Genomic DNA, 18,221 nt, shown 5'->3' with positions numbered 1-18,221 from the left:
ATCGCGGGCTTGCCTGCGAATGCGTCCGGCCGGACAACGCAATGCTCCAGGTAACCAATCCAACCTACGCTTAAGTTAGGATGCTCGCTCCCTATGCGAGGTGGTCTCCATGTTCTTCGGCGTTCTCCTGATCATTACCTGGCTGATCCTGCTGCTGCGCTACCCGGCCAAAGCGTTGCCGGTGTCGCTGGCGGCGGCCGTCGGCCTGGGCTTCGTTGCCGTTTGGGTAGTCTGGCTGGACAACCGCGAAGCCGCGCAACTGGCCCGGCTTGAGCTGCGCATCACCTATGCCCCGCAGGAATGCCCGGCCGACCGTCCTTTGAAACTGACCCTGAACAACGGCAACGACGTGCCCTTGACCGAACTGCGTTGGCGCGTCGCCGCCTATGCACCCGGCGATACCGTGAATCTGGCCGACAACGTCTACGCCGCCCCACGCTATCGCGGCCCCGGCGAATTGCAGGCCGGTGCCACCTGGGACGATTGCCTGCCCACTCCGCCCCTACGCCCCGGCTATCGCCCGCAAACCCTGGAATTTCGCGCCGAGCACCTGCAAGGCAGTTTCTCGGACTGACAAAGGAATGATGCATGCCCAACGTACTGATCACCGGTTGCTCCAGCGGCATCGGCCGCGCTTTGGCCGACAGCTTCAAAACTGCAGGCTTTAACGTATGGGCCAGCGCCCGCCGCCCGGACGACGTCGCCGCCCTCGCCGCCTCCGGCTTCAACGCCGTGCAACTGGACGTCAACGACAGCGCCGCCTTGCAGCAACTGGCTGCACAATTGGGCGAGCTGGACGTGCTGGTCAACAACGCCGGTTACGGTGCCATGGGCCCGCTGCTCGATGGCGGCACCGACGCCATGCAACGTCAGTTCGAAACCAATGTGTTCTCCATCGTTGGCGTCACCCAGGCGCTGTTCCCTGCCCTGCGTCGCAGCAAAGGTTTGGTGGTGAATATCGGCAGCGTTTCCGGCGTGTTGGTGACGCCCTTCGCCGGAGCCTACTGCGCCTCCAAAGCCGCCGTGCATGCCTTGAGCGATGCGTTGCGCATGGAGCTGGCGCCGTTCGGTGTACGGGTCATGGAAGTACAGCCCGGCGCAATCAATACAAGCTTTGCAAAAAACGCCGGCGCCCAGGCCGAATTGCTGATCAACGAACAATCACCCTGGTGGCCGTTGCGCGAAGGTATTCGTGCGCGCAGTCAGGCGTCCCAGGACAAGCCAACCCCAGCCAGTGAATTTGCGGCGGATGTGCTCAAGGCCGTGCAGCAAGCACGACCACCGCGCCTGTTGCGTTCGGGCAATGGCAGCCGCGCGTTGCCGTTGATGGCCGCGCTGGTGCCCAAGGGGTTGTTGGAAGCCGTACTGAAGAAACGCTTTGGGTTGGGGGGTGTGTTGTAAGCAGGCGTGAAGCCTACCTGCCAAAACCTCGGATGAGTGCCATAATCGCCGCCTGTCTCTTGAAACTGACTAGCTCCACAAGGGTAACGCGATGCAAATCAGAGAAATTCGACTGAAAAACGTCGGTCGTTTTACCGACTTGGAAATCGCCTTTGCGCCGACCGAAAAACATGCATCGAAGGTGACGGTGTTTGTGGGGAATAACGGGGCGGGGAAGACGACGATTTTGAAGTCATTGGGGACGGCACTTAGCTGGTTCGTTGCCAGAGTCAAGACGGAGAAAGGGAAAGGAGCATCGATTGCTAATGAGGTAATCAAGAACTCAGCTCATACCGCAGCGATCTATATCCAACTCAACGACGTCAATCACTCAAAAAACTCTGACTATTATTGGACGCTCTCTCATTCACGGCAGGGGCGTGCGACCTCTATAGTGAGCGAGCTCGCAAATGCAACTGAGTTGGCTGGCAACTACCGATACCACTGGGCCCTAGTGGATGAAAACATCTCTCTGCCTCTCGTGGCTTTTTATCCTGTAGAGCGATCTGTTCTTCAAATTCCGCTTAATGTCAAAAAAACAAACAAAAATATCGATCAACTTGATGGGTATGAAAACTCACTGAGCGGAAGCGTAAATTTTGCCCGTTTTTTTGAATGGTTTCGGGACAGAGAGGATAGCGAAAACGAAACCGGCATACCTTTTGAAATTTTGACTCATCTAAAGAATACGTTCGAATCAGACGAGAAATTTGTCACCGAGCTTAATCGTGTACAGAACGCCTCAAGAGATCGACAGCTATCGGCCGTACGTTCCGCTATCAGCTTCTTCATGCCTGGCTTTGATAATTTGCGCGTTCAGAGAATGCCCAGTCCGCACATGGCTATCGATAAAAACGGCGAAACGCTTAATGTCGCACAGCTTTCGCAGGGTGAAAAATCCTTGATGGCGTTGGTGGGTGATATCGCTCGTCGCCTCGCCATAATGAATCCTGCACTGACAAATCCTTTGGAAGGTCAGGGTGTTGTATTGATCGATGAAGTAGATCTCCATCTCCATCCAAAGTGGCAGCGTCAATTGATCCAACAGCTTACGACAACCTTCCCCAACTGCCAATTCATCCTGACCACCCATTCCCCATTGGTGATTAGCGATACCAAAGACGTCCTTTGCTACGTCCTCGATGATGGCGAATTGGAAGAACGCAACGGCCTCTATGGCCTTGATGCCAATCAGGTACTGCTCAGCGTTATGGACACAGATATACGCAACAGTGAAGTTCAGTCTCGACTGGATCGCTTGCTAGAATCACTGCAAGACAAAAAGCTGAAAGAAGCCAAGGCACTGTTCGAAGAGCTGTCCACTGACCTGCCCCCTGGCCATATCGAACTGGCCAAAGCCGCTCTTCTGATTCGCAAGTTGGAGTTGCGCAGTGCGTAAGATCACCAAAGGAAATGAACCGACAGAGTTGAAAAAATGGATTCGCGATAATCCGAAGGGACGATACTCCGATTTAACCCATGCAGAAAGAAACGTTATTCGCCAGGCGTGTATCGAAGAGCAGCATGGTTTGTGCGCATATTGCTGCCATGCAATCACACACGAGACTGCCCATAACGAGCATGTTGCGGCCAGAGAGACCAGTCCCCATCGGACGCTCGATTATTCAAATATCGTCGCCAGCTGCAACCGCAGCAAACAGTGTGGCAAGGCCCATGCACATCAGACATTGCCATTAACATCCTTAATGGATGAATGCGAAACCGAATTGAAATTTTATCTCTCAGGGCGTGTGGAAGGTTTGAGCCCCAGAGCGGTCACGTCCATCCAAGTGCTGAACCTGGGCGACTGCCGTGAAAATAATCGCACACTGTACAGCGCCAGAAAATCCATTCTTGATACGCTGCTCTTCGACTACGGAATGGAAGGCAACGATCTTGCAGCCGAAGACATCGAACTCCTGAAGACCTTATTGGAGGACTTAAAACTGCCAGATGCGCAGAACCAGCTGAAGCCTTTCTCCCCCGTCCTCGTGAATGTCATTCGTCAACTAACCAACTAGCCCTTCATAAAATCAATAAATGCCCGCACCTTCAGCGGCAAATGCCGCGTATCCGGATACATCGCATACATGCTTGAGGCGCGAAGCGATGGCCCGGCAACACGCGTATCAGTTGCCCTGCTTCTAAATCCTCCGTGTTCGCCCGCGTCGGCCAGTGGCAACTGACGGATATTGCGCGTGAGCAAGGTAATCCCCAGCTCCGCTTCCAGGCGCTTGAGGTTGGAGCTGAACACGGCGCGTGTTTGCCCTAGCAAATCGGCCGCACTGCTCAGTGCAGTCCTGTCGGCCTTGGATTCTTTCGCCATAACCTTCACGATGGCCGCAGCCCTGACCCTGTTGCCTGTTTCGCAGTGCTGCGCCTGGATGCGTCCCGCGTACACGTACTGCTTCACCCCCTCCAGCGAGCCTGACCGATGATCGACTACAGCGATTTTTTTGAAGAAGTAATCCAGACCCACGTCGAAATCGAGCAATGGTTCGCCGGCGTCGCGCCCGAGGGCACCTTGCAGAATTTGCTGGCGCGCTTCTCGCCTGAATTCAGCATGGTTGCGCCTGCCACCGGCACACGCGTCAATGCAGCCGGGGTCAACGCGCTGTTTACTCGCCTGGGCGGCATGCGTCCTGGGCTGAAAATCACCTTGAGTGAAATGGCCGGGATTGACCGGCATGCACGCGGTGCGACGGTGACGTATCGGGAGCATCAGGTGGACCACAGCGGCACCCGGACGGATCGTCGCGCGACCGTGGTGTTCGAGAAGCAGGCAAGTGGCGCGCTGTTGTGGCGACACTTGCATGAAACCTTCATCAAGGCATAACACGAGTCTAAATGTGCGAGGGGGCTTGCCCCCGATGGCCATAGGTACCTACACAACTCAGCAGCGCCCAACCGTAACCACGATGCGAAGCGAGCCGCTCTTGATCTTGCTCTTGATCTGCTTTTGATCTCAGGCGCCCCGTTAAACCACGCTGGCCGAACGCAGGCGAGGTGCCGAGTGGTGGGGCAAGAGCCCTTTGGTTACTTTGGGGCTTTTCCAAAGTGACCCGCCGTTGAACGGAACCCTAAGTGGCCGTTACCGCAGAAACGGATATGTACGCAGTCCAATCCAACATCCCGGCCAGCCCCGAGGCCGCCATCGGGGGCAAGCCCCCTCCCACATTTGGACCGGGGTCGACACAAAATACCGGTCGGCTCTAAGGCCGCCGCGCTTTTGCTTTTGATCCTAGGCGCCCCGTTAAACCACGCTGGCCGAACGCAGGCTTGAATCCGTGGGCAACCCGGCAGGACTCCGGGTTAGCCGCACTGGGCCATGAATGGCCCATTGCGGCGGCCCACGGATTCAAGCCTTCGATCGGGCACACCGAGCCCAGGCGAGGTGCCGAGTGGTGGGGCAAGAGCGTTTTGCTTACTTTTGCGCTTTTCAAAAGTGAGCCGCTGTAAAAGCGGAACCATTAGCAGCCGTTACCGCAGAAACGGATATGTACTCGATCTGATCCAACATCCCGGCCAGCCCAGAGGCCGCCATCGGGGGCAAGCCCCCTCCCACAGGGGCCCGCGTAGTACCTAAAAGTTGTGTAGATACTCACGCCCCTCCCACATTTTTTAGTTTTGTGTTGGGCTTACGATGACTGTGCAGGTAATGCCTGCCGCCAACAACACGCCTTCGGGCACTTCATCAATGTGAATCCGCACCGGCACACGCTGAGCCAAACGCACCCAGTTGAACGTCGGGTTCACATCGGCAATCAGCTCGCGGCTCTCGGGGTTGTCGCGGTCGTAGATGCCACGGGAGATGCTTTCCACGTGGCCCTTGAGCGTTTCGCCGCTCATCAATTGCATATCGGCTTTGTCGCCGACCTTCACGTAGGGCAGTTTGGTTTCTTCAAAGAAGCCATAGACCCAGAACGAGTTCATATCCACCACGGCCATTTTCGCTTCGCCGATGCGCGCATAGTCGCCGCGATGCACATTGAGGTTGGTGACATAACCGTCGACAGCCGCCACGACGTGGGTGCGTTTCAAGTTCAGTTCAGCGGCTTCCAGTTGCGCCAGCGCATGCTGGTAATCGGCCAGGGCCGCATCGGCGATGTTGCTGGCGTCGTCGCGATTTTCCCGGGAGATCACCAGGGCGTCGAGGTCGGCGCGGCGGTGGGCGTTGAGCTTGCGCATCTCCCAGGTGGCTTTGCGTGAAGCCACCAGCGACTGCGCCTGCTTGACCGCGATGCGGTAGTGCTCGGGGTCGATCTGCATCAGCAGGTCGCCTTTTTTCACCCACTGGTTATCGCGTACCGGCACGTCCACCACCTCGCCCGTCACATCGGCCGCGACGTTGATAATGTCAGCACGCACACGGCCGTCGCGGGTCCAGGGCGTCTGCATGTAATGCACCCACAACGTGCGGCCAATCCAGATCGCCAACGCCAGTACGAGCAGGGTCGCGAGCAGGCTGAAAAACTTTTTCATCGGGACATTCTCAACGGTAGACGCTCAGCGCCAGGGCGCCGAACAGGCAAACGAACAGGCTCAGGCGCAGCAACGCCGGGTGCCAGAAAAACCGGTACAGGTCGAACCCGGCCAGGAAGCGGTCCAGGGCCCAGGCCAGGACGGCCGCGATCAGGAACATCAGGGTCATGGTCGGCATGTAAAGACCGTGGAAGGCGATTTCACGGGGCATTTGCAGATCCTTTTAGCGCCGCCAACGGCGATTGCGGGTCCATCAATGAGGTGCGGATAAAGTGCAGGTAGCTTTTCACCCGGCGCAGGGCCGAGGTGTCGAAGTGCGGGGCGAACGGTTCGTCGGTGGCCTGCACGCGGCTGAGCGCATGGTCGACGGCGATCAAGCCGCGCTCCAGGTTGCTGGCGCTGGGTTGCAGGAACAGCCGCACCAGCGAGCGCCCCATGACGCGGATGGCCTGGCGCCACGGCTGGGATTGCGCGTACGCCGGATGCACCGGCAGGATCGCCTGTTCCTTGCGCAACTCGATGATCGCGTGACCGACCTCCAGCACCACGAACATCCAGCGCAGCAGGTCGCGCTGCACCTGCGGCTGGCCGGCGGCGAGGCCATAGGCCTGGTGCAGCAGGTCACGGGTGCGGCTTTCAAAGCTCGACGCCAGGCCCTTGAGCTTGCCGCTGATCGCGTACACCACTTGCTCGCGCAGGTCCTGCTCCAGGCGCTGCCACAGCCAGCGGCTGTTGGGCGGCAGGATGATCGCTCCGGCTGCCGCGCACACCAGCATGCCGATGACCATGGCGATGTAGTCGTTGATAAAGAGGTAGGGGTTATAGACCGTCAGGTTATCCGGCACCGAGCCGGTGCTGAAGAAGATCAGCAAGCCCACGCCGACCCCGGCGTACTGCGGGCGGGAGGCAAGGAAGGCGCCGAAGATGATCACCGGCGCGAGCATCACGCACAGCAGCGGGAAGCCATCGATCAAGGGAAACACGAAGAACATTTCGACAAAGCCCACCAGCGCACCGATCAAGGTGCCGCAGGCCATCTGGAAGGCCATGCGCTTGGGGTTGGGCGTGGCGGCGGACAGCCCGACCGTGGCGGCTGCGATCAGGGTCATGGTTGCCCCACTGGGCCAGGCAGTGGCCACCCAGTAGCTGCCGAGCACGATCAGGATGAACGAGGCGCGTAGACCGGCGGCAGCGCAGGCCAGCCAGTTGGTTTTCGGCGTATAGACCTCGTTCCAGTCTTCCCGTGCGTGACGGTGATCGGCCAGGGACGCGTGGGTTTGCGCATAGTTGTGCAGGTCGTCGACAAAGCGGTACAGCAGCTCGTAGGCGGTATGAAAGTCCAGTTGCTCGGCTTCGGTGGGGTTGCCTTCCTGGAAGGTCGCGCGCAGGTTGCGCACCTTGGCGGGCAGGCTGTCCCGGTAGGCGCTGAGCACGTTGACCAGGCGCGCCGCGTCGGGGCTGGTCAGGGCGCGCGCGGAAAAACCGTCGAGCACTTCGGCCAGGTCCTGCAGGCCGGGCTTGATCGCCGCCGCCACATGATCGGCGGCGTCGGCGCGCAGTCGCGCCAGCAACTGATGCAAGGCGTTGAAGCGTGTGGTGATGCCCATGAACTCGCTGTTGAGGCGACTGAGCCGACCGTTGCGCCGGCGCATATGCGGGTCTTCGAACACGGTGACGCTGCGCAGGCTCTCCAGGCCAACCGCTTCGGCGATAAAGCGCACGTTGGCGCTTTCAAAGGCTTCACGCCGGCTGCGCCCGCGCAGGCCGTCGGTGACGAACAGCGCGAACACCCCGAAACGTTGATAGAGCGCATTGCGCATCGCGGCGCTAGAGGTTTGCGGCAGGATCGCGGCGCTGACCAGCGTCGAGCAGAGAATCCCCAGGGAGATTTCCAACACCCGCCACACCGCCGCCATAAAGGCGCCCTCCGGGTGGGCCAGGGCCGGCAAACCGACCATCGCCGCCGTGTAGCCGGCGAGCACAAACCCGTAGGCGCGAAAATTGCGATTACGCGTGGCGCCGGCGGTGCAGATGCCCACCCAGATGGCCAGGGCGCCGAGGAACAGTTCGGTGTTCTGCGCAAACAATGCGATCAGCAGCACCATCACCGCAGACCCCGCCAGCGTGCCGAGGAAGCGGTAAAAGCTCTTGGCAAACACCTGGCCGCTCTGCGGTTGCATCACGATAAACACCGTGATCATTGCGGTGCGCGGCTGCGGCAGTTCCAGGCGCATCGCCAGCCACAGGGTGAGGAATGCGGCGAGCAGCACCTTGAAGATATACACCCAGGTCACGCCATCGCTGCGTGCCCAGTCGAAAAAACCACGGCGCCACTCAAGGGAGTGCAGCCAGCGCAGTGGTGCAGGCAAGGGAGTCATCGCCATCTACTCAGTGATCGAACACGGCCAGCGCCGCCGGAGTCGTGCCGGGGAGGGTTTTGTCGTTACGCGGCACATCGTCGCCGGCACCCAGGCCACCGCCCAGGGCGGTCACCAGTTCGGCGTGGGCGCTCAGGCGCGCCGCCTGTACCTGTTGCTCCAGCTGCTGCTGGCGAAACAGCAGGGTCTGGGCGTTCAGCACAGTGAGGTAGTCAGTCAGGCCACGTTGGTAGGCGATGGTGGCGATGTCGTAGGTTTTCTGCGCCGACGCCACCGATTGCGCGGCAAACGACGCCTGCTTGTCCATGGACTCGCGGCGGATCAACTGGTCGCTGATGCCCTTGAGCGCATTGACCAGGGTCTGGTTGTAGTGCGCCACGGCGCTGTCATAAGCGGCGCTGGCTTGACCCAGCTCCGCACGCAGACGCCCACCGTCGAAGATCGGCAGGGTGATTGCCGGGCCGACGTTGTAGTTGAATTTCTTGCCCGCGAGAAACGCCAGCATGCCGCCACCGGTGGCCATGTAACCGAGGCTGCCGACCAGGTCGACGTTGGGATAGAAACCCGCGTGGGCGACATCGATACCCCGCGCCTGAGCCGCCACCTGCCAGCGACTGGCGACGATATCCGGGCGCTGGCCGAGCAACTGCGCGGGCAAGGTCGAGGGCAACCTCAACACAGCGGCAAGCGACAGGCTCGGGCGTCGCAACTGCGCGCCCTCCCCCGGCCCTTTACCGGCCAACGCCGCCAGCTGGTTGCGGCTCAGGGCGATTTGCTCATCCAGCGCGTCCAACTGCCGGTGGGTCTCAGGCAGCGGGGTTTGGGCCTGGCTGACGTCCAGGTGCGTGCCGATCCCGGCGCTCAGGCGCTTGTTGGCCAGGTCCAGGATCTGCTCCTGCTGGGCCAGGGTGGCGACGACGATATCGCGTTCGGCGTAGTGCAAGGACAACTGGATATAGGCGCGCACCACGTTGTTCTGCAGCTCGAGCTGGGCCTGGCGCGCCTGGGCGACGCGCATGTGGGCGAGGTCGACGGCACGCTCGCTGGCATTGCGCTCGCGCCCCCACAGGTCAAGGGCGTAGCTCAACCCCAGGGACGCGTTGTTGTCCCAGGTGTTCGCACCGCTCAACTCGCCCGGGCCATAGAACTGATCCTTCGGCCAGTTGTGGCGCCTGAGGGTGGTGTCGCTGTTGATCTGCAGCGACTCTGCCGACTCGGCCACTCCGGCCAGCGCCCGCGCCTCACGCACCCGTGCGGCGGCCATGGCCAGACTGGGGCTGTCTTGCGTGGCGAGTTCAACCCAACGGTTGAGCTGTGCATCGCCGTAGGCTCGCCACCATTGCGCGGTGGGCCAATGGGCGTCGCTGGCGGCGCTCTGGATCGCTTCGTCGGTGGCCAGATCATTGGCGTCCAAGGCCTGGCCCCGGGGGCCGATGCCAGAGGTTCCGATGCAGCCGCTTATTGCTAACGATAAGGCCCAAACACTGAGAGTCTTCAGCTCTCTGCTGATGCGACGCGGCACGGCTTGCGAATTCCTGAGGTGGTTGACGCGGGGAAAGTGGCGCAATTCTAGGGGGCACGACCGGGAACGATAAGCGGGCATTCCTGTGAATCTTTATTACCGTTCCGACGATAATCCAGGCGGGGCCTGCACGGTTCAGACGGTTTTCCAGAGACCCAAGAACTCCTCCTACATCGCCCGGCATTACCAGCCTTCACAATCCTGAGCCCGTCCGGCCTCAGGAACATCCGATGCTTCGCGTCCACAGCCCAGTGTCGACTCAGCCGCCCCTGTATGACACCGCCGCAGTGCTGCAAAGGCAGCTGCATATGCAGCCGGGGCCTTCGAGCCCCGGCACGCTGCCGCTGCAAAGAGACGTGCGCTGGATCGCCGACCACATCGTGCAACAGCTGGAACCGCTTGGCGGCGATCAACGCCACCGGCTCGCCATTGAGGCGCTTCACCAGCGACTGTGCAACAGCCAACAGCGGCTGGAACTGTCGACCGACGAGCTACCGGGTTTCTACACCTTCTTCAAAAAGGCCGAACATCTGCTCAAGCAACATCGCACCCGCCGACACCCGGATATCGAGGCGGACTACACACTGTGCCGCGCCCTGAAGTGGCAGTTTCGCGCAGCGATCAGCGACGGCCGGCATCAACGCCTGACGCAACGGTTACTGACGTCGCTGGCCTACGTGCGCAAGGGTGGAGAACGCAGCAACCATCGTCATATCGGCATCGACTACCCATTGGAGTCAACGCGCCAGCTCAGTGCAGGCCCGCACCTGGCCATCGACTCGCACCTGCACACCGGCCCGGACCAGCGGGTGCACAGCACCCGTGTGATCGCCCTGCAAGGCAAACTCAAGTCCACGCTGACGGAACTGAGTGAGGGCCGGTCTGAGCAGCAACTCAGCCTGGGACATGTGATGTCCCGCACGTACGCCGGCCTGGAGCATTACGCCGACAGCCGCAGCGGCTCGCTACGCACGTCGCTGAGCGAAAGCATCGGGCGTACGCTCGGGCAAATGCGCGAGCTGGTGAGCGACCATCGCCACCTGCATCGACACCGGGCCTATTCGGCGCTGAGCCAGCCCTACGTTCGCCAGGCACTGGCGCGTGCAGGCCTGGCCGCAGTGGAATTACCCGTCCTGCACCCGCCCTCGGCGCCGATCATCCGCGAAAAAGGCATCGCACTGACGGTACACAGCAAGGTGGCGATGGACTTTTTCAGCGTATTGAACGTCAATTCCACCCTGACGCTGACCCTGCAACGCACCCGCCTGAGCAAAGTGCTGGATATCCTCGGCCTGCACGACATGGCGCCGACCCTGGCGCTGCAACACATGGCCGGCTCCAACCGCCAGGATGACGACGCAGTGACGCTGCTCACTGCGATGAACACCCACGTGGCCGACAGCAGCCGGCGGTTCACCCTGCGGGCCAGTGCGCGCCTGCCGGCATCCGAATTCAACCGCTGCCTGAGCGCAGACCACCGGCACGCCTGCGCGCTGCTGGAACGCTATGTGCGGCTCAAGGCCAACTCGCGTATCGATCCCGAGCAGGACAACGCCATACGCGCCCTGATCGATCAACATCGCGTATTGCTTCGACCCGATTCGTTGAAGGTGTACACGCTCACAGCCCCCTCCCGCACGCTGAGCGGCTCGGCCGGCATCACGGCGTCGTCACAGGCAGACAGCGGCAAAGGGGTGACGATTGAAATCAGCCACCGCCAACGGGATGACCCGCATCTGAGCGGCGATTACCTGACGATCGACATTGCCCCGCTCAAACCTGCCGATGCGCTGAAAAAAAGCCTGCGCCAGGCGTTGTCGGCGATTGGCGAGCAGACTTTCGAGTGGGACCCTCTGATCCGCTCGATCAGCGAATCGCTGCTCAACCCCGCCAAGCCGTCGCACACTCAGGTGCTGGTTAAAATCAAGCACGGGGAGCCGGTGGTGCTGCTCACCCGTCATACGCTGAGCAAGGCGCGTGACCTGACGCTGCCCGTCCCGGTCACGCAGCACAGCGGTCTTGACGTGCAGTCGTTGCGCACCCGGCAGACCTTGCGCACCGAGCACGTGGGCAGCCAGTCCCTGGACCATCTGTTGCCGATCGCCCGACACTGCCTGCAATCCTCCAAACAATCACACGCCTGGGACGCTTACCGGCAGCAGCACGCCGATGACGTTCAGGCACTGCTCGACAGGATCGGCGAGCAACACCCTGGTACGGTGCTGAGCAGCGAACTCGACGCGCTCAAACGCATCACTCCGGCGCTCGCCTCGGCGGTTGACACACTCACCCGGCAGGCGCGCACCGCGGCTGCTAGCCCCACTGCCGAAAACCGCAGCCAGGCGCTGGCGGCGTTCAATGCCGTGCTAGTGGCCTACCTGCCGCACTATGGGGCGAAAGTCAGTGAAGCCTGGACGCTGTCCTGAAGCGCCAGGCCGAGCGGATACACACCTGTGCGCTACTTCATGTCACAATTTGCCATCTCCCTTGAGAACACCCCATGGACACCCTGCAAAACATGCGCGCGTTCAGTTGTGTTGCAGAGGCCGGCAGCTTCACCGCCGCCGCCGCGCAACTGGACACCACCACCGCCAACGTCTCGCGCGCGGTCTCAAACCTTGAGGCCCACCTGCAAACCCGCTTGCTCAACCGCACCACCCGCCGCATTGCGCTGACCGAGGCGGGCAAACGCTATCTGCTGCGCTGTGAGCAGATCCTCGCCTACGTCGAGGAAGCCGAAGCAGAAGCCAGCGACGCCCACGCGCGCCCCGCCGGGCAATTGAAAGTGCACACCATGACCGGTATCGGCCAGCATTTCGTGATCGACGCCATCGCCCGCTACCGCCGCACCCACCCCGATGTGACCTTCGACCTGACCCTGGCCAACCGCGTGCCGGACTTGCTCGATGAGGGCTACGACGTGTCCATCGTCCTGGCCAGCGAACTGCCGGATTCGGGTTTCGTCTCGCAACGCCTGGGCATCACCTACAGCATCGCCTGCGCCTCGCCGGAGTACGTCAAGGCCAAGGGCTGCGCACAACGGCCCCAGGATTTGCTCAACCATGCCTGCCTGCGCCTGGTCAGTCCGGTGATCCAGTTGGACAAATGGACCTTCAACGGCCCTGAAGGCCAGGAAAGCGTGGCGATCAACAGCTCGCCGTTCCTGGTGAATTCGGCCGATGCGATGAAAACCGCCATCACCAGCGGCATGGGCGTCGGCCTGCTGCCGGTGTACGCCGCCATCGAAGGGCTGCGCAACGGCACGCTGGTGCGCGTGATGCCGACCTACCGGTCCCAGGAGTTGAACCTGTACGCCATCTACCCGTCGCGCCAATACCTGGATGCGAAGATCAAGACCTGGGTGGAATACCTGCGCGGTTCGCTGCCGGAAATCCTCGCGGCGCACCAGGCGGAGCTGGTGGCGTATGAGTTGAGCGGTGGCTTGGGTGGCGTGCGGATGGCGAACTGATTCTGCCTGACCACACGGATCAACTGTGGGAGGGGGCTTGCCCCCGATAGCAGTGGGTCAGTTTGAGCATCTTTGACTGACACACCGCAATCGGGGGCAAGCCCCCTCCCACATTAAGAACCTGCCCACTTTAGAGCTGCGGTGTCCTGACAATCAACGGCGGGAATGTTAGCGTGCCAGGCATTCTTTCGTCGTCGATGAGCCCGCCAGCCATGAAAAAGACTGTCCTCGCCTTCAGCCGTGTCACGCCGCAGATGATCGAGCGCCTGCAACAGGATTTCGAGGTGATCGCGCCCAATCCGAAGCTGGGCGACATCAACGCGCAATTCAACGAAGCCCTGCCCCATGCCCATGGCTTGATCGGTGTGGGCCGCAAGCTGGGCCGCGAACAGCTTGAAGGCGCGCGCCACCTGGAGGTGGTGTCCAGTGTGTCGGTGGGCTACGACAACTACGATGTCGCGTACTTCAATGAGCGCGGGATCATGCTCACCAACACCCCTGACGTGCTCACCGAAAGCACCGCCGACCTGGCCTTCGCCCTGTTGATGAGCAGCGCGCGCCGCGTGGCCGAACTCGACGCCTGGACCAAGGCCGGGCAGTGGAAAGCCAGCGTCGGCGCGCCGTTGTTCGGCTGCGATGTGCACGGCAAGACCCTGGGCATCGTCGGCATGGGCAATATCGGTGCGGCCGTGGCCCGACGTGGGCGCCTGGGCTTCAATATGCCGATTCTGTACAGCGGCAACAGCCGCAAGAACGCGCTGGAACAGGAACTGGGCGCACAGTTTCGCAGCCTCGATCAATTGCTGGCCGAGGCGGATTTCGTCTGCCTGGTGGTGCCCTTGAGCGACAAGACCCGTCACCTGATCAGCCGCCGGGAGCTGGCGTTGATGAAGCCCGGCGCCATCCTGATCAACATCTCCCGTGGCCCGGTGGTGGACGAGCCGGCGCTGATCGAAGCCCTGCAAACCCAGCGCATTCGTGGCGCCGGGCTGGATGTGTATGAAAAGGAACCGCTGGCCGAGTCGCCCTTGTTCCAACTGAGCAATGCGGTGACCCTGCCGCACATCGGCTCGGCCACCGGTGAAACCCGCGAAGCCATGGCCAACCGCGCGCTGGACAACCTGCGCAGCGCCTTGCTCGGACAGCGCCCCCAGGACCTGGTGAACCCGCAGGTGTGGAAGGGCTGACACCCCCCACTGTAGGAGCGAGCTTGCTCGCGAAAAACCTGAGAACGCCGCGTTAAACCAGATTCGCTGCGTTATCGTTGACGTTCTTCGCGAGCAAGCTCGCTCCTACAGTTTTCGGGGTCAGGGCCGATAACGGTGTATAGATCGTCTTCCCTGATCCCCAGAAGGTTTTTATGTCCACCACCAAAGCCCGCGCAGACTCACTCTCGCTTCTGCTATTTACCTTGCGCAGCGGCAAGCTGATGGCGATCAACCTGCTGAAAGTCAGCGAAATCATCCCCTGCCCGCCGCTGACCAAACTGCCGGAGTCGCATCCCCACGTCAAAGGCATTGCCACGTTGCGCGGTAACTCGTTGGCCGTGATCGACCTGAGCCGCGCCCTGGGCGAGATGCCGTTGCTGGACCCGAACGGCGGCTGCCTGATCGTCACCGATGTCAGCCGCTCCAAGCAGGGCTTGCATGTGCAGGCGGTGAGCAAGATCGTGCATTGCCTGACCACCGATATCCGTCCACCGCCCTATGGCTCCGGCGGCAATCGCGCGTTCATTACCGGGGTCACCCAGGTGGAAGGTGGCCTGGTGCAAGTGCTGGATATCGAAAAAGTCATCCATGGCATCGCCCCGGCGCCGATCGAAGTCGCGCCGACCGACCTGACCATGGAAGAAGCCGAAGTCCTCGGCAACGCGCGCATTCTGGTGGTCGACGACAGCCAAGTGGCGCTGCAGCAATCGGTGCACACCTTGCGCAACCTCGGCCTGACCTGTCACACCGCACGCAGCGCCAAGGAAGCCATCGATGTGCTGCTGGAGCTGCAAGGCACCGGCGAGCAGATCAATGTGGTGGTGTCGGACATCGAAATGTCCGAGATGGACGGTTATGCCCTCACCCGCACTTTGCGCGAAACCCCGGACTTCCAGCACCTCTACATCTTGCTGCACACCTCCCTGGACAGCGCGATGAACAGTGAGAAAGCGCGCCTGGCCGGTGCCGATGCGGTGCTGACCAAGTTTTCCTCCCCTGAACTGACCAAGTGCCTGGTCGTCGCTGCGCAAACCGTGGCGCAAAAGGGTTTGTAAGCCTTGGCGGAGTATTTCCAGCTGCTGCGTCGCGATCTCACCGGTAGCCTGCCCGCCCCGCAGTGGCCGGCCGGTACGCAACTGGATCACTACCGCGATGAATTGGCCCCGGCCATTCACGCGGTATTGCGCATGACCCAGGATCAGGGCGGTGGCCGTGTGGTGAGCCTTGAGCCGTGGCGCCGGCAATTCGTCACCGATGCCGAGTTCGACCCCAGGCTGTGCCTGGTGGCCAGCAATGCCGATGGCATGCTCGGCGTGGCCGTGTGCTGGACCAGCGCCTTTATCAAGAACCTCTCGGTCCACCCCTGCGCGCAAGGCCAGGGGCTGGGCCGGGCGTTGTTGCTGCATGCCTTCCACGCGTTCAAGCAGCGTGGCGAACCTTATGTGGATCTCAAGGTGCTGGAGCGTAATCTGCGCGCGCGGCAATTGTATGAAAGCGCAGGCATGGGCCTGGTCCTGCGCGACGTGGTTGCCGAGGACTGACGTTCACTGGCGCATAACTTGCTTCCAGGTAGGCCAAGCGGTGAACAGAGGTCAAAACCCGTCACCGCTCACGCTTGCCTTCTGACCTTGCCTGGTGACAGATCACGCCATGAACACTCACTTTTCCTGCGTAGGTTGCGGCAAATGCTGCTCCGATCACCACGTCCCCCTGACCCTCGAAGAAGCCCGTCACTGGGCGGCGGACGGCGGTAACGTGATCGTGCTGGTCGAAGGTTTTCTGGCCAGCGGCCTGGGCTTGCCCCAGCAGCAACGTGAACATGCCGAGCGCCGTTCAGTGGTGGTCCCCAGCGGCAATACCGAGGCCTTCGTGGCAATCACCTTCGCCGCGTATAACGCCGGACGCTGCCGGAATCTTGACGAAGACAATCGCTGCAGCATCTACGAACGACGCCCGCTGGTGTGCCGGATCTATCCGATGGAGATCAATCCGCATATCCCGTTGAACCCGAGCGCCAAGGATTGCCCACCGGAGTCCTGGGAACAGGGACCGGCGTTGATCGTTGGTGGTGAGTTGATGGACGCTGAACTGGCTGAACTGATCCGCCGTTCGCGCCAGGCCGACCGTGATGATGTGCACACCAAAGAGTCCGTGTGCGCCTTGCTGGGCATTCGTACCGCGGCGCTCAAGGGCGACGGGTTCACCGCGTACCTCCCGGATATGCAGGCGTTCGCCCAGGCCATTGACGCGGCGACTGCCCAGCCGGCGCCGGCCAATCAGTGGGTGTTTCATGTGTCCGGCATGGACATTGCCGAACAACTGCTGGACGCCGGCGCGCAGATTGCCACCGAGGTGCCGGCCAATTACGCGTTTATCCCGTTGCGGGCGGCCTGAGCGTCGCTGGATCAATAGGGGTTGTGTCGAGGCGGTAGGGCTGGAGAATGCGCTGGTATTCGCCGTTTTGCTTGAGTTGCTCCAGGGCACGGTTGAGCTCGGTACGCAGGACGGTATCGGTCTTGCGTAACGCAATCGCGACACTGCTGCCCAACAGCCTGGACAACACCGGGGAGCCCATGAAAGCGAAATCCATACCTTCGGGCTTGTCGAGCAGGGCTTCGCGGATTTCCACCGCGCCTTGCAGGGTGGCATCGATCTCGCCTGCGAGGAGGCTGCCCACCAGTTGGTCATTGAGCCAGAAACTCTTGATATACACGCCCGAAGGCGCCCAGCGTGACAGGGCAAAGGCTTCCCGGTTGCTCCTTAACAGAACCCCGACACGCTTGCCCTTGAGTGACTGCCTGTCCGGGCTCAAGCCTGAATCCTTGCGTGCCACAAGGCGCGTGGTGATCGGGTAAAGGTCATCGCTGAAATTGACCCATTGCTGTCGGCTCGAGGTCGGCGCCATCCCCATGATCGCGTCAAATTGCCGGGCGTCGAGGGCGGGGAAATTTTCCATGACGACCTGGTCGACCCAGGTGCACTGCACATTGAGCTGCACGCACAAGGCGTTACCCAATTCGATATTGAGCCCCACCAATTGCCCTTGCGGGTTGCGGCTTTGAAAAGGCGGGAAATGCGCCGCGACGGCGAAGCGGATTTCGCGTCGCGGCGGCTCGACGGCGACCACGGCCGCCACCGACAGCAGGAGGGCAAGCGCCACACAAAGGTGTATCAGGGCCACGGGAAACGTCCTTTTCCAGAGAGAGCGGCATCGCCATGTCCCGGTACAGCTGATCAGGGCATGGCGATGCCGGGCAAGCTTTCAAGAAACGGTCGCGGACCTACAAGCAGAAATATCGACGCAAGTTGTAGGCAAATGCCTATACCGTACACGCCGGTATTACTCTCAACGTTTACCCATCGAACGGCGTGTACCCGGCGGCGCCATGCCTGGCGTCTTGGTATGGCCGTTTTTGGCGCCACCTTTGTACCAGGGCTGGCCGGCCTGCTTGCCACCGGCCAGTTCTCCCGGCTTGAAGGGAAACTTGAACGCCGGGATTTCGGCTTTTTCAACGCCGTCGGCGTCGACCGCTTCAACGGGGGGTTGGATCGGGGAAGTCATAAGGGCTCCGGCGCAGCAATGTGTGTAAAGGCGTGAGTATACGGGGCCGCAGCTTTCAGCGGTAAGCTTCAGGTCGCACGTTAAAAAGCTCAGCTGTCACGGCTGTCAGTTTGCAGTCACCGTACTGACCGGCTTACCGCGTTATAAGCCATGGACACAA

Annotated in this window: 17 protein-coding genes and 2 pseudogenes; 11 read left to right on the top strand and 8 right to left on the bottom strand. The window is 61.2% G+C overall.

Annotated features, from left to right (window positions below; translation table 11 throughout):
• The first annotated feature begins 109 nt into the window (after positions 1–109).
• The 4 genes from BFP89_RS12810 to BFP89_RS12795 all read left to right on the top strand — a co-directional run bounded on the left by BFP89_RS12810 (position 110) and on the right by BFP89_RS12795 (position 3,461).
• A complete protein-coding gene (locus BFP89_RS12810) occupies positions 110–574 on the top strand; it encodes a hypothetical protein (RefSeq protein ID WP_014716998.1) in 465 nt (154 codons plus the stop codon).
• 14 nt (positions 575–588) lie between these two features.
• Positions 589–1,401, top strand: a complete 813-nt coding sequence (locus BFP89_RS12805) for an SDR family oxidoreductase (protein ID WP_065885851.1) — start codon at positions 589–591, stop codon at positions 1,399–1,401.
• Between the two features lie 91 nt (positions 1,402–1,492).
• Positions 1,493–2,839: an AAA family ATPase gene (locus BFP89_RS12800; protein WP_065885850.1), complete on the top strand. Its 1,347-nt coding sequence runs from the start codon at positions 1,493–1,495 to the stop codon at positions 2,837–2,839.
• Complete coding sequence (locus BFP89_RS12795; protein WP_065885849.1) at positions 2,832–3,461, top strand: retron system putative HNH endonuclease; 630 nt, start codon at positions 2,832–2,834, stop codon at positions 3,459–3,461. The genes BFP89_RS12800 and BFP89_RS12795 overlap by 8 nt, the downstream gene beginning before the upstream one ends.
• Here the strand turns inward: BFP89_RS12795 and BFP89_RS29725 are convergent.
• Together BFP89_RS29725 and BFP89_RS29720 are read right to left on the bottom strand one after the other, a co-directional pair.
• Positions 3,458–3,594: pseudogene (locus tag BFP89_RS29725) on the bottom strand (LysR family transcriptional regulator); the annotation flags it as partial. The gene BFP89_RS12795 and the pseudogene BFP89_RS29725 sit on opposite strands and share 4 nt — an antisense overlap.
• 4 nt (positions 3,595–3,598) lie before the next feature.
• A pseudogene (locus BFP89_RS29720) lies at positions 3,599–3,766 on the bottom strand (LysR family transcriptional regulator); the annotation flags it as partial.
• Positions 3,767–3,874: 108 nt separating this feature from the next.
• Here BFP89_RS29720 and BFP89_RS12785 point away from each other — a divergent pair.
• Positions 3,875–4,276 (top strand): DUF4440 domain-containing protein, encoded by a 402-nt coding sequence (locus BFP89_RS12785; protein ID WP_065885847.1) that lies wholly within the window; start codon positions 3,875–3,877, stop codon positions 4,274–4,276.
• Positions 4,277–5,061: 785 nt separating this feature from the next.
• On the opposite strand, the gene BFP89_RS12780 is transcribed toward BFP89_RS12785, so the two are convergent.
• The 4 genes from BFP89_RS12780 to BFP89_RS12765 are packed head-to-tail and all read right to left on the bottom strand — an operon-like array spanning position 5,062 to position 9,822.
• Positions 5,062–5,922 (bottom strand): efflux RND transporter periplasmic adaptor subunit, encoded by an 861-nt coding sequence (locus BFP89_RS12780; protein ID WP_065885846.1) that lies wholly within the window; start codon positions 5,920–5,922, stop codon positions 5,062–5,064.
• 10 nt (positions 5,923–5,932) lie between these two features.
• Positions 5,933–6,133, bottom strand: a complete 201-nt coding sequence (locus BFP89_RS12775) for a DUF1656 domain-containing protein (RefSeq protein WP_003171907.1) — start codon at positions 6,131–6,133, stop codon at positions 5,933–5,935.
• Positions 6,123–8,300, bottom strand: coding sequence for an FUSC family protein (locus BFP89_RS12770; protein WP_065885845.1), 2,178 nt, complete (start codon positions 8,298–8,300; stop codon positions 6,123–6,125). The genes BFP89_RS12775 and BFP89_RS12770 overlap by 11 nt, the downstream gene beginning before the upstream one ends.
• A gap of 10 nt (positions 8,301–8,310) precedes the next feature.
• Entirely contained in the window at positions 8,311–9,822 is a 1,512-nt protein-coding gene (locus BFP89_RS12765; RefSeq protein ID WP_065885844.1) for an efflux transporter outer membrane subunit, read from the bottom strand.
• Between the two features lie 230 nt (positions 9,823–10,052).
• On the opposite strand from BFP89_RS12765, the gene BFP89_RS12760 reads away from it, so the two are divergent.
• The 6 genes from BFP89_RS12760 (at position 10,053) to BFP89_RS12735 (ending at position 16,893) form a co-directional block, all read left to right on the top strand.
• Positions 10,053–12,248: a hypothetical protein gene (locus BFP89_RS12760; RefSeq protein ID WP_065885843.1), complete on the top strand. Its 2,196-nt coding sequence runs from the start codon at positions 10,053–10,055 to the stop codon at positions 12,246–12,248.
• A 74-nt stretch (positions 12,249–12,322) separates the two neighbouring features.
• Positions 12,323–13,291: a LysR family transcriptional regulator gene (locus tag BFP89_RS12755; RefSeq protein ID WP_065885842.1), complete on the top strand. Its 969-nt coding sequence runs from the start codon at positions 12,323–12,325 to the stop codon at positions 13,289–13,291.
• A 212-nt stretch (positions 13,292–13,503) separates the two neighbouring features.
• On the top strand, positions 13,504–14,478 hold the full coding sequence (locus BFP89_RS12750) for a 2-hydroxyacid dehydrogenase (RefSeq protein WP_065885841.1): 975 nt from the start codon (positions 13,504–13,506) through the stop codon (positions 14,476–14,478).
• A 173-nt stretch (positions 14,479–14,651) separates the two neighbouring features.
• Positions 14,652–15,554: a chemotaxis protein CheV gene (locus BFP89_RS12745; protein ID WP_065885840.1), complete on the top strand. Its 903-nt coding sequence runs from the start codon at positions 14,652–14,654 to the stop codon at positions 15,552–15,554.
• A 3-nt stretch (positions 15,555–15,557) separates the two neighbouring features.
• Positions 15,558–16,040, top strand: a complete 483-nt coding sequence (locus BFP89_RS12740) for a GNAT family N-acetyltransferase (RefSeq protein ID WP_065885839.1) — start codon at positions 15,558–15,560, stop codon at positions 16,038–16,040.
• A 109-nt stretch (positions 16,041–16,149) separates the two neighbouring features.
• Positions 16,150–16,893 carry a YkgJ family cysteine cluster protein gene (locus BFP89_RS12735; RefSeq protein ID WP_065885838.1) on the top strand — a complete coding sequence of 248 codons (744 nt, stop codon included), beginning with the start codon at positions 16,150–16,152 and terminating at the stop codon, positions 16,891–16,893.
• Here the strand turns inward: BFP89_RS12735 and BFP89_RS12730 are convergent.
• Positions 16,871–17,680 (bottom strand): transporter substrate-binding domain-containing protein, encoded by an 810-nt coding sequence (locus BFP89_RS12730; protein WP_065885837.1) that lies wholly within the window; start codon positions 17,678–17,680, stop codon positions 16,871–16,873. The two genes, BFP89_RS12735 and BFP89_RS12730, sit on opposite strands and share 23 nt — an antisense overlap.
• 165 nt (positions 17,681–17,845) lie before the next feature.
• Entirely contained in the window at positions 17,846–18,061 is a 216-nt protein-coding gene (locus BFP89_RS12725) for a hypothetical protein (protein ID WP_065885836.1), read from the bottom strand.
• Positions 18,062–18,221: the final 160 nt, after the last annotated feature.

The organism is Pseudomonas sp. 31 R 17 (assembly GCF_900004915.1).
In the GTDB taxonomy this organism is placed as follows: Bacteria; Pseudomonadota; Gammaproteobacteria; order Pseudomonadales; family Pseudomonadaceae; genus Aquipseudomonas; species Aquipseudomonas orientalis_A.
This window is presented reverse-complemented; position numbering and strand designations above follow the sequence as displayed.